Source organism: Aquisalimonas sp. (assembly GCF_007120195.1).
In the GTDB taxonomy this organism is placed as follows: Bacteria; Pseudomonadota; Gammaproteobacteria; order Nitrococcales; family Aquisalimonadaceae; genus Aquisalimonas.
The window spans coordinates 1-11,707 of sequence record NZ_SKOG01000084.1; the positions used below are offsets into that span (position 1 = coordinate 1).

The window sequence follows — 11,707 nt, forward strand, 5'->3', positions numbered from 1 at the left end:
CTTTGCGCAGGCTGGCCTGATCCAGCAACCAGCCACCGACCCGGTTGGCCCGCGCATGGGTGTCGGCGAAGCTCAGCCGGGTGCCGGTGTCGGCGTCGTAGATTGCCGCCCGATGCGGTGTGAGCGCCGCGCGGCGACCGGCCCAGTCACCGATCCAGTTCATCGGCAGCGTATCGTAGTTTGGCTCCTGCGCCATGCCCCCTCCTCTGTGCGGGATTGTTTCATCGTCGGTGACCCGATCGTCACCATTTTAAACACGAAACTGCAGGCAAACGATGACTGCCGCAGACTACCCTTCGCCAAGTCGTGCACCTGCCGCCATAATACCGGCCACGGATGTGTGCACGGGGGAATCGCCATGCGCCTGGTGGATATCGGTGCAAACCTGACCGACAAAGCGTTTAACCAGGACCGCGACACGGTACTGGAGCGGGCTCGTGAGGCCGGCGTGGACACGCTGATTGTCACCGGCACCAGCGCCCGGGAGAGCGTCAAGGCGAAAGCGCTCGCCGAGGCGTATCCGCGTCACCTCTACGCGACCGCGGGGGTACATCCCCACATCGCAAGACACTTCGATGCCGGCGTGCTGCACACCCTCCAAGAGCTCGCCGCCTCGGATGCCGTGGTCGCCGTGGGAGAAACAGGGCTCGACTTCAACCGCGATCACTCGCCGCGCCCGGACCAAGAAGCGGCGTTCGCACAGCAGTTGGAACTCGCCGCGGACCTCAAGCTGCCGGTTTTTATCCACCAGCGCGATGCACATGAGCGCCTCTTGAGTATTCTACGCGACTATCGCGACGCTCTGGTCGATGCCGTGGTGCACTGCTTCACCGATTCCCGCCGGGCGCTATGGGACTACCTGGACATGGATCTGCATATCGGTGTTACGGGCTGGGTGTGCGACGAACGCCGCGGGCGCGAACTCCAGGAGCTGGTCACCGAGATTCCCGCCCAGCGCCTCATGATTGAAACGGACTCCCCCTACCTGCTGCCGCGGGATCTACACCCCAAACCCGCCAAAAGGCGCAATGAACCGGCGTTTCTGCCCCACGTCGCCGCAGCGGTCGCCCGCCATCGGGGCGAATCCCTGGAAGCAGTTGCGGCGGCCACCACGGCAACGGCGCAGCGCTTTTTCCGACTGCCCGAGTGACCTCACCCAGAAGCACCCGTGACCTTGGCAGCACCACGCTGGCGGGAATCGACACGATCGCCCAGGGCCGTCAGCCCGCCGCGCGTTCCGACGCATCCTGGACCCTGGCTGCGGCGGCCTCCAGCACTTCGGTGCCGGCCCCACGGCGATGGGCGTTCTCGCTGATGTAACGCCGCCAGGCCCGCGCGCCGGGAACACCCTGGAAGAGCCCGAGCAGGTGACGGCTCATGGCACTCAACGGCGCGCCCTTGCGCAACTGCTCCTCGACGAAAGGCAGGTAGGCTTCCAGCACGCCACGGCGGCTCAGGGGTGCCGTCGGCCGCCCAAATACCCGTGCGTCGACCTCGGCCAGGACATAGGGATTGTGATACGCCTCGCGCCCCATCATCACACCGTCCACGCAGTGGAGGTGCGTAAGGGCCGCATCGATGGTCGTCACACCGCCGTTGAGCACAATTTCCAGATCGGGAAATTGCCGTTTCAGGGCGTAGACCCGCCCATAGTCCAGGGGCGGAATGTCCCGGTTCGCCTTGGGGCTCAGTCCCTTCAGCCACGCCTTGCGCGCGTGCATCGCGAAGCCGCGGCAGCCGCCCTGGGCCACCGTGGCAATGAAGTCGCACAGGAACTCCCAGGAGTCCATCTCATCGATGCCGAGGCGGGTTTTCACCGTCACCGGCAGCGGCGAGGCATCCACCATGGCCGCGACGCAGGCGCGGACCTGCTGCGCCTCGGCCATGAGACAGGCGCCGAAACGCCCCGACTGAACGCGATCACTGGGGCAACCGACGTTCAGGTTCACTTCGTCGAACCCGTAGCGGTGCGCCCAGCGCGCGCACTGGGCGAGTTCCGATGCGTTCGCCCCGCCGAACTGGACCGCCACGGGGTGCTCACTGGGGTCGAATGCCAGGAACAGGTCCGCACGGCCATGTACAATAGCGGCGGCAGGCACCATTTCCGTATAAAGCAAGGTGTGCCGGGAAATCAGACGCAATAGATAGCGCGCGTAACGATCGGTGCATGCCATCATCGGCGCAACCGACAGGCGGCGGTCCACTGGCGCCGCCAGTGGGGCCGTGCAATGACCGGTCGCTGTGGAGGGGTAATTGTTAGCTGTCGACATGACCTTTTTGCCAGGCGCTGTTTGGCCACGGAGAGCACCCGCGCACCGTTTGGCGGGATAGCTGACACTGGAGCAGTGCATGGTAGATGACCACAAGCGACAGAACCAGCCGCCAGCCTTTGAACTCTACAGCACGCTCGGCTGCCACCTGTGTGAGGAGGCTGCGCGCCTGGTCCATGACGTTCTGCCTGTGGACGGAATCACGGTTGTGGAAGTTGATATTGCCTATGATGAGCAACTCATGGCTGAATATGGTCAACGGATACCGGTGCTGAGACGGCGGCATGACGGCCTGGAGCTGGGCTGGCCGTTTACGCGCGATGATGTTCGATGGCTAAAGCAAGCCGCCCAAGATCCATAATACAGCAGAAGAAGCGGATTTATGACCAGACTGCTTGCCTTGCTCCTCGGTCTGTTTGCATGCGCGACTCTCTCTGCCGGGGACACCCTGGTTCTTGTCGATACCGATCGACAGGAACTCCGCGTTATCAAAGGCGGGGACGAAGTCCTCCACATCCCGCGTATCGCCATTGGTCGTGGCGGCACCTCGCATTTGCGCGAGCGCGGCGATCGTACAACCCCCCTCGGGGACTTCCGCGTCGCGTGGGTCAACTACAATAGCCGGTTTCACATGTTCTTCGGACTGGACTTTCCCAACCTCCAGCACGCTCGACTGGCTTACAACGAGGGTGTCATGGAACTGGACGAGCTCCTGGACGTCACAGACGCGCTGCGCGCCCGCGAGCTGCCACCCCAGCGTACCGCCGTGGGCGGTCACATCGGCATCCATGGGCTGGGGCGCGCGAACCCCAACATTCATTCCCGCACCAACTGGACACGCGGCTGCATTGCTGTCACTAACCAGGAGGTGGAGGCCCTCGCCGAGTACGTGAGCATCGGCACACGTGTTATTGTGACTGCCGATGAGGACATCATCGCCCAGGCCAGGCGGTAAAGGTCCTTCGACCCGGCGTCCCGCTTGTCACCAAATCACAACAAGGCGCGGGCGCGCTTACCAACTGTTAACATGGCGTGTGGGGACTGTGCACAGCCGCACCGTCTGCTCGTTGACATTTGTTTGTCCCACCGGAGGACCAATCATCGCGTTGCGAGTTTATTTAACGCGGCATTGGTTCTAGAATGACGTCTGATTGCCGTTCAAGCAGTTCGGCAAGACAACTAAAGTGATAGGAGATCTACAATATGTCGCACAGCCTTAAATCCCTGCTGAAGCTCTCCGCACTCGGCCTCTCCATGGGGGTGCTCGTCGGTTGCGCCGCGATGGGCGACAACGATGAAGAGATGGACATGATGGAAGACGAAGCCCAGGCTCAGGCTGCCGAGGCGATGGACGTTGCAAATGAGGCCCGTGAAACGGCGCTTGAGGCCGAAGGCACTGCCAAGGCGGCAGAATACAAGGCTAACCGCAACGAAGAGAAGATCGCAGAGCTGCAGGAACAGATCGATCGCATGTTCGAAGAGTCCATGCAGAAGTAATCCGCTTCTCCGCGACGAAAAGCCCCGCCCTCGCGGGGTTTTTTTTGCGTATCGGTAAGGACTGCTTACTCGGCCTGCGCGAGATCCCGCCTGACGGCCTGACGGGTGATCGATTGCGGACGGCCCGCCGCCTCGGCGGCAACCTGCTTGAGCCGTTCGTAATCCACCCGGGCGGGCCGCTCACGGAGCTGTTCGGCAACGGTCTTGACGGCCGGCCTCACGCCCATGTCGGACAATTCATCCTCGTCTTCCGTCAGCCCGGGATAGGCTTGCAGGTAGAGCTCGCCGTCGGCCGACCATCCAGCCTTGAAGGGGTTGTTGAGGATGCGCACCGGCGTCCCGCGGTTGACCCGGTAGACGATCGACTCGATATCTTCGGGGAACATCCGGATGCAGCCGTGGGTCGCGCGCATGCCCACGCCGGCGGGCCGGTTGGTGCCGTGTATGAAATACCCCGGGATATCGAGGCCGATGGCGTACTGACCCAGCGGGTTATCCGGGCCTGGCTCCACGCGCCGCGGCAACGTCCGCCCCTGGGCTTCCACGCGCTCGCGCACCGACTCCGGCGGGAACCAGGCCGGATTCTCCAGGCGCACGGTGACCTCCGTCTCCACTGTGGGTGTCGACCAATCCATGCGACCGATACTAATCGGGTAGGTCTCGACGACGCGCTTGCCGTCCGGGCCGGGTTCTGGGTAGTAATACAACCGCATTTCCGGCAGGTTTACGACAATGCCTTCGCGCGGCCCTGGAGGCAGGATAAAGCGCGTTGGAATCGTGACCTCCGTGCCCTCGCCCGGCAACCAGACGTTCACGTCCGGGTTGGCCCGACGAATCTCTTTGTAGCCAACGCCGTGACGCCGCCCGATCTGCAACAGCGTGTCCTCGTACCTGGCTTCGACGGTCTTGGTCTCCCCGATCACGTCCACGTCCGCATCGGGTAAATCGAAGACGTTTTGGGACGTACCGTAGCGCTCGGCATCTTCCGAGGTGGCTTCGCCGCTCTCGGCCACGTCATCGCCTTCCAGGGTGTCGTCGGCGATGACCGGCGTCGCGCCGATTAACGCGCACACGAAAACTGCCGGGATAAGGTAGCCTTTGCCGGCTTGCGTCATTCGGTCCTCCAGAGGTCACCGAAGCGCTGTTCAGTGGCGCCGTCGCGGTTCATTATAGTGTTAGTCACCTGTCAGGGTCACTTGTTCAAGGCACACTCGCGGAGGCCTGAATGCGTTACGTTTCTGTGCGGACGGACACCTCGACGCGTTGGGGCATCTCCGCAGAGGGTGCAGTCCAACTCGCACCCCGAGGAGCGGGCTGGGCAGACAGCCTGCTCGAACTCATTGAAATGGGCCCCGGCGCGGCCAGTGCTCAAGCCGAACGGCTGCTCCGCGGGGATGGCGAAGCACGGGATCTCAACTCGCTGACCCTTCTGGCCCCCATTCCGAAACCAACCAGAAACATCATCTGTCTGGGCCTCAACTACGCCGACCACGCCAGCGAGTCGCAGCGCGCCAAAGGCCAGGAGGTCAGTTACCCAGAACATCTCGTGGTCTTTACCAAGGCCACCACAAGCGTCACCGCACCGTATGCGGCCATCCCGGTGGATACGACCATCACCACTCAGCTGGACTGGGAAGTCGAACTGGCGGTTGTCATCGGCACAGGTGGGCGCAACATCCCGGAGCACGAGGCGGCGCAACACGTCTTCGGCTACACCGTGGTCAATGATCTCTCCGCCCGGGATCTGCAGTTCTGCCACAAGCAATTCTTCCTCGGCAAGAGCCTGGATGGCGGCTGTCCGATGGGGCCTTGGATTACATCGGCTGACGCCATCGCGGACCCCCATGATCTCGCTTTGTGGTGCGACGTTAACGGCCAGAGGCAACAGTCCGGATACACCGGCGATCAGATTTTCCGGATCCCCGAGACCATCGCCAGCCTCTCCCGGATCATGACGCTCGTACCCGGTGACATCATTGCCACCGGCACTCCCAGCGGCGTGGGGTTTGCGCAGGATCCGCCGCGCTTTCTGCAAGCCGGCGATGTGGTCGAGTGCGGGGTGGACGGCATCGGCACCATCCGGAACCGAATCGTCTGACGGCAGCCCGCCGCGAACCCGCGTCATTCGACCGCCGACGGCAACAGCTCGGGCGCGCCTTGGCGAAGGCAATGGTAGAGCTCACGCAGAATCGCTGCGGTCGCCCCCCAGATGTAGTAATCCTCATACGGCATGGCGTGCAGACGGTAGGTCTGGCCATCGTATTCGATATGATGGGGCCGATGATTGGCAGGGTCGAGAAAGAACCCTAGCGGCACTTCGAAAATCTCGGCCACTTCGCCCGGGTCCGCGCAGAGGCCGTCTGCACAGATGACTTGCCCGACGAACGGATGGATCATAAACCCCGTCGCCGTCGGATACCGCGGTAGTGCCCCCAACACCCTGACCCGGGACGAGAGCAGCCCGATCTCTTCATGGGCTTCGCGCAGTGCCGCAGCCAGTGGTGAGTCATCCGCAGGCTCCAGCATGCCGCCCGGGAAGCTGATCTGGCCGGAATGCTTTTTTAGCGCCTCGCTACGGCGGGTGAAGATCACGTGCATCCCTGTCTGGCGCGCCACCAGTGGAACCAGCACGGCAGCGTCATGCAATGCGCTCTCGTCAAACGGGAAACCGGGGCGACACGTCGCCGCCGCCGGTTTCCCCAGGGAGCGTGCAATGTGATCCCACAGGGGGTCTTCATCATTCTGGTGCATAAGCGGCAACGCACCTCCCCAGAATGCAGCACAATCATGCCTACCCATGACGTACCCTCCCTGACTCCCTGAGCGTCCTCAACGTCATCCACCCCCTGACCGCGCGAGTTCGGTTCGAATGCGCTGCCAGTGGCGTATGAGACCACGTGTCCATCGTGATCCATTGCAAGCAAATAAGCTGCCAGTTTCGTCACAGTTCCCGCGCCTGCGATCACCGACGGTCACAGCCTGTCCAGGAACATCGCGGACCACCGGGGTGCCTGGAACCGAACCGTGCGACGCGCCGACGCATGTTGCACCATCATCTCGCCTTTACCACGCGCATTCAAACGCCCACAGCCCGATGCGAGGCACTGACAGCATCGGGGTGGGCCACGGGATCGCTTCATGCCGGGGCTCGTGGTGGCGAGAATTGCGCGTCGTCTCGCTGCGCCTGCGGTAGCGACGGGCGAGATAAGCCATAGCGATCATCCGGCAGCGGCTTTGGAGAGGCCGCCGAGCATGAGCCTAAATACGGTCTTTGAGATAACTCTCATTGACGTTGTAGCGCTCTTCAAATTGGCTCGCGCGGATCCATCATGCCACCCATACGGCCGACCCCCCGGGCGGTGCCCGCCGCGGGGTCAGGCCTGATCAACGGGGGTGTACGCAAGCACGGGGCAGTGGATATCGTGGACCACATCCCGGGCCACACTACCCAGGGCCAGCTTGCGCAGTCCTGTCCGGCCATGGGTCGTCATGGCGACCATGGCGCCGGGAAAGCCGGAGACGTATTCAGTGATTGCCCTGGCTGGATTCCGCCCATGGAGGACGTCCCAATTCGCTTGCACGCCATACTGCTTGAGGATCTCCGTCGCCTTTCGCTGCAGATATCCCGATTCGGAGGCATCCTGGGTAAGGGCGGTGTGAGTCGATTCCGGCTCCTGCGCCTGGGTGAGGAACAGCTGCGCTCCAGTTTCTTTCGCCATGTCCACCGCCGGCTCGATGATGGCCTCCGACAGCTCCGAGCCGTCCAGACAGACAATGACCATGTTCAGTGGACCCTGCCAGTCGGCGCTCAGACGCGGCCCAGCGAGCACGATCGGGCGCCCCAACTGACGCAGAAGGTCGTTGGCGACACTGCCAAGCAGCATGTCGCCAACGGCGCTGCGGGCATGGGTGGACATGCACACCAGGCTCTCCGGTGACTCATCGAGCATTCCCCGCAGGCTGCCTTCGTGCTCGCCAATAGCCACGTTGCTAAGGTCCGCCTTGAGGACCGTGATGCGCGGCTTCGTGATCGAATAGTCCCTTGCCGCCTGTTCCAGGGCTCGCTCTCGCTCGGCGCTTGACGCCTCCCTCGGTATCACCGAGACCATATGCAGCGCCCTCCCCGTCTGTTCAGCGAGCACGCGTGCGGGCGCCAGCGCAGCCAGAGACTTTGGGGTCCAATCTACAGGTACGACGATCTCTTGCGTGCTCATGGCGGGTTGCACCTCGGCCAGGTATGTGCTCAACGGTTTAAAACGCGGGTATCACTTTGCACTGTGACGCAAGACATGCGGGCGACTCTTGATCCGGATCAACAACTCGTGATGGCACGAGGACCAGGTTTCACAGCAGTGCCCATTAGGTCCCAGGGCTGCACGCAGAAACCGCACTCCCGCAGCGCGATGGACGCACTTGGCGTGCCGGGCCGACCGGCCGGGTCGCGTCCGGCGGCGCGGTAGCAGGCCCAGGAGAAGCGTTGGTGATCGACCAGAGTCTCGGCGAGCCATTACCGCCGCCCCGTAGCTATGGACGGGCGCCAACCGTCGCGGTCTCGAACCGCAACGGCAGCTCGAGCAGCCCGTAGACCCCGCTGGGCGTGTCGTAGCGCGGGGGACCGGCGAGTTCGAAGGTCGTGACCCGCTCGGCGAGGAACCCGAGCGCCTCCTCAAGCTCCGCGCGGGCGAGCGCCGCGCCGGGGCAGAAGTGGAGCCCGGCGCCAAAGGTGAGCAGCTTCGCGTCCCCCCGGTCGGCGCTGATGTCGAACCGGTTGGGTTCCTCGAGCACCTCCAGGTCATGGTTGGCGGTGAGAGCGCAGGCGAACAGCACCGTCCCGGCTGGAAACACCACGTCGTGCACAGTGAGCTCCTCGGCGACGAGCCGGGCCATGAACGGCGCGATCGGCTCGAAGCGCAGCACCTCGTCGACCGCTGCGGGCACGAGCGAGGGGTCGCGGGTAAGCCGATCCCACTGCTCGGGGTGCTCGGCGAACAGCCGCAGCGCGTACGCGAGCTGCGCCTGGTTCGTGTCGACCCCGCCGATGAGCACCGAACTCACGAGGTGGACGCACTGGGTCTCTGTGAGCTCGCTGGCGTCCTGCGCTGCCCGAAGCCTCGCAAGCAGATGCGCATCGCCCTCCTCTCCGGGTTGGGCGAGCAGCCCTCGGCAGTAGGCGTCGAACTCGGCGGCGGCTCGGTCGATGCGCTCGAGCCGCGTCGCGACCTTGATCGGGTCGAAGCTCGACTGGATCCAGTAGGCCCACTCGCTGAGACGCTCCGCGTCGCTGACCGGCGCCCGACGATCTCGGCGATCATGCGCGCCGGGTAGGGCTTGGCGACGGCGGAGACGAACTCACACTCGCCGGCCTCGGTCACGGCGCCGAAGAGGTCCGCGACGTGCGCGCGCATCACCGGGCGGAGCGGCTCTGTGGCCTTGGGCAGGAATGGCGCCTGCACCTGGGCCCGCAGGCGGCGGTGCTCCTCACCCTGGAGGTTGTTGAGGTTGCCCGACAGCTGGTCGTGCATCGGGCCCGCGGCGACCCCCTGCAGCTCGAGGATCTCGATGGCCGGCATGCGCGCGTGCCGGGTGCGCAGGACCTGATCGACGCCGGCGTGGTCGAGGATAACGTAGCCAAGCGGCTCGGCGGCGGCGAGCCAGCCCTGCGCCCGCAGGCCGCGCATTACCTCGTGGAAGCGCGACCCGACGACGCGCTCATCGGTGTAGTCGTAGACTGGCAGCTCGAGCTCGCTGACTGGTCGCACCACTGGCTCCTTCGCTCGTGGTGTCAGGTCGGTGTCACGGCGTCGCTGAGTCGGATCGTGTCACCTTGAATGATCTCCGCGCGCAGCCCCCACGGTGGACCCGCGCCTTGATGACCAGGCTGCCCGCAAGGCGGTGGAGGTGCGCCCACGGCTCGCGGCGCTCGATGCCGCGGGCGCTCATCTCCGCGACGCTGAACTCACGGCCGACGAGCGTGTTGAGTACGACGTCCTCGGTGACGACCTGCCGGTAGGTGTCCGTGGACCGTATAGGCAGTATAGAACGTCTTTAATCTTCAGCCGAAGCGGCGACTCACCGCAATCGGCACCGACGCTCGGCCGACGCTCTGGGTGGGGGCCAGCCTCAGAACGCTATCCCGGCGTCCGAATCCACTCCCACCACAGCTCCACCGGGGCACTTTTCGCCGTGGAACCGACCACCAGACCAGATAGCCATTCCAATCATGGCGCTGAAGCGAGGGCCTCTAGTGTCCTGGCGGATGCACTTGAACCAGGCCGCTCGGTCGGGTTGCATCCCGTGGCGTGCCAGTCATGACGTCAGGCCGCCCAGCGCAGAATTTCCACTTCGGCGCCCTTGCTGACCGCCGCCTCGGCCATGGCCAGCACCTGCCTCGACATCTCTTCCGAGAGATAGTATTCGCCACAGTTGTCACAAACCTGGGCGGGGACATCCTTGATCACTACGGTGGTTTCCCCGCGCTGGAAGGTGACCGTCGTCCTGCCCTCGGCCAATTGACCGGTTTTGCAAATGACACAGTTCATCACTGCCTCCGCGTCTTGAAATCGTCCGACCAGATACCGGGATCCGGTCGATAAGCCGTCACCACAAAACAAGCGTGGCGCTCCGGTTCGCGCGCCACCACCACATGGACCGGCTGACCCTCCACAAAGCCGCGCATCACGCAACTGGGATAAGGCTGATCATCCGGGTACTCGGCGATCACTTCACCACCGGCTATGGTATCCAGTATGGGCTGCTGGTTCAGCCCGCGCTCGAACATGCGTCGCAGGGCGTGGCCACTGAATGAAACTCCAGTGCAGTCCATTAATCCGGCTCCCGCACCACCATCAGTTCGTTGCCGCGCTCGTCGATTACCTTGACCGCGATGCGCCGGTGCTCACCCAGCACGAAAGGTTCGGATTCCGTGCCTGACAAATGCTCCCACACGCCATCGTCGAATTCTGCCTTGAGCCAGGCATCCACTATGTTCTCGGCCTTGCAAACAGCGGCAGGGTAAACCGTTCGTCTTCCTCGATAAGGTCCGGCTCGGTTCCGTTATGCTGCTTCATCCCGCGAATGATCTTGCGCGGAACCCCCATGCCCATGTGTTCCAGGTAGCCGTAATCCCGCATCACATCCTTCAATAGCTGGTTGCGGCTGGCGCGCGTGCCGGCCCGCATACGTTCCGGTGTGATCCCGTTCGGAAGCCGCCCGGGAGAGATGAATTCCAGGCGATCCACGTAGATCGCGAGCTCGATGTCGGTATTGGCCAGGAGATAATCCCTGTGGATCAGGGCAGTCACGACCGCCTCTCGAATGACTTCATTCGGGTAAGTGGGCTTCTCCACACGACGGGCGCCGTCTTCCAGAACGGCCTCTACCGGCGTGTTCCGACGAACGAACTCCAGTGCCTGCTCGACCAACCCCGCTTCGAGCAGTTCGCCGTCATCGTCCATGTTTCAGAACCCATACTTGGAGCGGCGCATCTCGAGGGCATCCTTTCCACCCTCCAAAATATCCTCGACGAGTTCCCGCACGGGCTGAGAGTCGATCGAGCCCATGTGTTGATTCGTGATTCTGGCGTGACCGCTTTTAGCTTCGCCGAAGGCAGCGAGGCGAAGAATCAGCTCGGCATCGCCGAGTACTGCGGGACCTGCGGCGCCCCTCAGGCAAGATGGCGGAGAGGGTGGGATTGCTGCGGCGCTTCGCGCCTTGCCCTCCGGGTCGTTGCCGCTGCGCGCCAACGACCGACTCCGCTTCGCTACGTCGTCGAACCAAATTGTTTATCCGTGGGTTCGAATCCCCCTAAGTCCACGATCTTTCCTGAGCGGGGCCGCAGGTCCCGCTCAGGAAATATGGCGGAGAGGGTGTCTGCCGTTCCCCAATCGCACCTTGTCGCACTTCGTCGCGCTATCCCCTTGTACTACCTTCCCTTACTGGCC

Annotated in this window: 16 protein-coding genes and 1 pseudogene; 7 read left to right on the forward strand and 10 right to left on the reverse strand. The window is 63.5% G+C overall.

The window, feature by feature from the left end; all coding sequences use genetic code 11:
* Window positions 1–196, reverse strand: a pseudogene (locus QZT63_RS06830) (long-chain fatty acid--CoA ligase); the annotation flags it as partial.
* Window positions 197–358: 162 nt separating this feature from the next.
* On the opposite strand from QZT63_RS06830, the gene QZT63_RS06835 reads away from it, so the two are divergent.
* On the forward strand, window positions 359–1,150 hold the full coding sequence (locus QZT63_RS06835) for a TatD family hydrolase (RefSeq protein WP_290649716.1): 792 nt from the start codon (window positions 359–361) through the stop codon (window positions 1,148–1,150).
* A gap of 70 nt (window positions 1,151–1,220) precedes the next feature.
* Here QZT63_RS06835 and dusA read toward each other — a convergent pair whose 3' ends face one another.
* Complete coding sequence (gene dusA, locus QZT63_RS06840; protein ID WP_290649718.1) at window positions 1,221–2,270, reverse strand: tRNA dihydrouridine(20/20a) synthase DusA; 1,050 nt, start codon at window positions 2,268–2,270, stop codon at window positions 1,221–1,223.
* 79 nt (window positions 2,271–2,349) lie between these two features.
* Here dusA and QZT63_RS06845 point away from each other — a divergent pair, with 79 nt between their 5' ends.
* From QZT63_RS06845 to QZT63_RS06855, 3 genes are all read left to right on the forward strand, one after another.
* Window positions 2,350–2,631, forward strand: coding sequence for a glutaredoxin family protein (locus QZT63_RS06845; RefSeq protein WP_290649720.1), 282 nt, complete (start codon window positions 2,350–2,352; stop codon window positions 2,629–2,631).
* 21 nt (window positions 2,632–2,652) lie between these two features.
* Window positions 2,653–3,225 carry a L,D-transpeptidase gene (locus tag QZT63_RS06850; protein WP_290649722.1) on the forward strand — a complete coding sequence of 191 codons (573 nt, stop codon included), beginning with the start codon at window positions 2,653–2,655 and terminating at the stop codon, window positions 3,223–3,225.
* A gap of 248 nt (window positions 3,226–3,473) precedes the next feature.
* Window positions 3,474–3,767 (forward strand): Lpp/OprI family alanine-zipper lipoprotein, encoded by a 294-nt coding sequence (locus QZT63_RS06855; protein ID WP_290649723.1) that lies wholly within the window; start codon window positions 3,474–3,476, stop codon window positions 3,765–3,767.
* 65 nt (window positions 3,768–3,832) lie between these two features.
* Here QZT63_RS06855 and QZT63_RS06860 read toward each other — a convergent pair whose 3' ends face one another.
* Window positions 3,833–4,882 carry a L,D-transpeptidase family protein gene (locus QZT63_RS06860; RefSeq protein ID WP_290649725.1) on the reverse strand — a complete coding sequence of 350 codons (1,050 nt, stop codon included), beginning with the start codon at window positions 4,880–4,882 and terminating at the stop codon, window positions 3,833–3,835.
* 110 nt (window positions 4,883–4,992) lie between these two features.
* Here QZT63_RS06860 and QZT63_RS06865 point away from each other — a divergent pair, with 110 nt between their 5' ends.
* Entirely contained in the window at window positions 4,993–5,865 is an 873-nt protein-coding gene (locus tag QZT63_RS06865; RefSeq protein WP_290649727.1) for a fumarylacetoacetate hydrolase family protein, read from the forward strand.
* Window positions 5,866–5,888: 23 nt separating this feature from the next.
* On the opposite strand, the gene QZT63_RS06870 is transcribed toward QZT63_RS06865, so the two are convergent.
* The 3 genes from QZT63_RS06870 to QZT63_RS06880 all read right to left on the reverse strand — a co-directional run bounded on the left by QZT63_RS06870 (window position 5,889) and on the right by QZT63_RS06880 (window position 8,924).
* On the reverse strand, window positions 5,889–6,518 hold the full coding sequence (locus QZT63_RS06870) for a CoA pyrophosphatase (protein WP_290649729.1): 630 nt from the start codon (window positions 6,516–6,518) through the stop codon (window positions 5,889–5,891).
* A 623-nt stretch (window positions 6,519–7,141) separates the two neighbouring features.
* Window positions 7,142–7,981, reverse strand: a complete 840-nt coding sequence (locus tag QZT63_RS06875; RefSeq protein ID WP_290649731.1) for a universal stress protein — start codon at window positions 7,979–7,981, stop codon at window positions 7,142–7,144.
* Window positions 7,982–8,291: 310 nt separating this feature from the next.
* Window positions 8,292–8,924 carry a cytochrome P450 gene (locus QZT63_RS06880; RefSeq protein ID WP_366636238.1) on the reverse strand — a complete coding sequence of 211 codons (633 nt, stop codon included), beginning with the start codon at window positions 8,922–8,924 and terminating at the stop codon, window positions 8,292–8,294.
* Here QZT63_RS06880 and QZT63_RS06885 point away from each other — a divergent pair.
* The gene (locus tag QZT63_RS06885; RefSeq protein ID WP_290649733.1) at window positions 8,826–9,092 is read left to right on the forward strand and encodes a hypothetical protein; all 267 of its coding nucleotides are present in this window, start codon (window positions 8,826–8,828) and stop codon (window positions 9,090–9,092) included. The genes QZT63_RS06880 and QZT63_RS06885 overlap by 99 nt on opposite strands.
* Before the next feature lie 68 nt (window positions 9,093–9,160).
* The gene (locus QZT63_RS06890; protein WP_290649735.1) at window positions 9,161–9,595 is read left to right on the forward strand and encodes a hypothetical protein; all 435 of its coding nucleotides are present in this window, start codon (window positions 9,161–9,163) and stop codon (window positions 9,593–9,595) included.
* A gap of 486 nt (window positions 9,596–10,081) precedes the next feature.
* Here the strand turns inward: QZT63_RS06890 and QZT63_RS06895 are convergent, their stop codons facing one another.
* Genes QZT63_RS06895 through QZT63_RS06910 form a run of 4 tightly spaced genes read right to left on the reverse strand, consistent with a single transcriptional unit; the run spans window position 10,082 to window position 11,221 of the window.
* Window positions 10,082–10,306 carry a type II toxin-antitoxin system MqsA family antitoxin gene (locus QZT63_RS06895; RefSeq protein WP_290649737.1) on the reverse strand — a complete coding sequence of 75 codons (225 nt, stop codon included), beginning with the start codon at window positions 10,304–10,306 and terminating at the stop codon, window positions 10,082–10,084.
* Complete coding sequence (locus QZT63_RS06900) at window positions 10,306–10,590, reverse strand: DUF4258 domain-containing protein (protein WP_290649739.1); 285 nt, start codon at window positions 10,588–10,590, stop codon at window positions 10,306–10,308. The genes QZT63_RS06895 and QZT63_RS06900 overlap by 1 nt, the downstream gene beginning before the upstream one ends.
* A complete protein-coding gene (locus QZT63_RS06905; RefSeq protein ID WP_290649741.1) occupies window positions 10,590–10,748 on the reverse strand; it encodes a hypothetical protein in 159 nt (52 codons plus the stop codon). The genes QZT63_RS06900 and QZT63_RS06905 overlap by 1 nt, the downstream gene beginning before the upstream one ends.
* Complete coding sequence (locus QZT63_RS06910) at window positions 10,748–11,221, reverse strand: ATP-binding protein (RefSeq protein WP_290649743.1); 474 nt, start codon at window positions 11,219–11,221, stop codon at window positions 10,748–10,750. The genes QZT63_RS06905 and QZT63_RS06910 overlap by 1 nt, the downstream gene beginning before the upstream one ends.
* Window positions 11,222–11,707: the final 486 nt, after the last annotated feature.

What these genes read in the sequence shown, in the direction of transcription:
- dusA (WP_290649718.1), bottom strand. Translation starts at nt 2,270, where the DNA reads ATGTCGACAGCTAACAATTACCCCTCCACAGCGACCGGTCATTGCACG.
- QZT63_RS06875 (WP_290649731.1), bottom strand. Translation starts at nt 7,981, where the DNA reads ATGAGCACGCAAGAGATCGTCGTACCTGTAGATTGGACCCCAAAGTCT.
- QZT63_RS06835 (WP_290649716.1), top strand. Translation starts at nt 359, where the DNA reads ATGCGCCTGGTGGATATCGGTGCAAACCTGACCGACAAAGCGTTTAAC.
- QZT63_RS06895 (WP_290649737.1), bottom strand. Translation starts at nt 10,306, where the DNA reads ATGAACTGTGTCATTTGCAAAACCGGTCAATTGGCCGAGGGCAGGACG.
- QZT63_RS06900 (WP_290649739.1), bottom strand. Translation starts at nt 10,590, where the DNA reads ATGGACTGCACTGGAGTTTCATTCAGTGGCCACGCCCTGCGACGCATG.
- QZT63_RS06855 (WP_290649723.1), top strand. Translation starts at nt 3,474, where the DNA reads ATGTCGCACAGCCTTAAATCCCTGCTGAAGCTCTCCGCACTCGGCCTC.
- QZT63_RS06860 (WP_290649725.1), bottom strand. Translation starts at nt 4,882, where the DNA reads ATGACGCAAGCCGGCAAAGGCTACCTTATCCCGGCAGTTTTCGTGTGC.
- QZT63_RS06865 (WP_290649727.1), top strand. Translation starts at nt 4,993, where the DNA reads ATGCGTTACGTTTCTGTGCGGACGGACACCTCGACGCGTTGGGGCATC.
- QZT63_RS06845 (WP_290649720.1), top strand. Translation starts at nt 2,350, where the DNA reads ATGGTAGATGACCACAAGCGACAGAACCAGCCGCCAGCCTTTGAACTC.
- QZT63_RS06910 (WP_290649743.1), bottom strand. Translation starts at nt 11,221, where the DNA reads ATGGACGATGACGGCGAACTGCTCGAAGCGGGGTTGGTCGAGCAGGCA.
- QZT63_RS06850 (WP_290649722.1), top strand. Translation starts at nt 2,653, where the DNA reads ATGACCAGACTGCTTGCCTTGCTCCTCGGTCTGTTTGCATGCGCGACT.
- QZT63_RS06870 (WP_290649729.1), bottom strand. Translation starts at nt 6,518, where the DNA reads ATGCACCAGAATGATGAAGACCCCCTGTGGGATCACATTGCACGCTCC.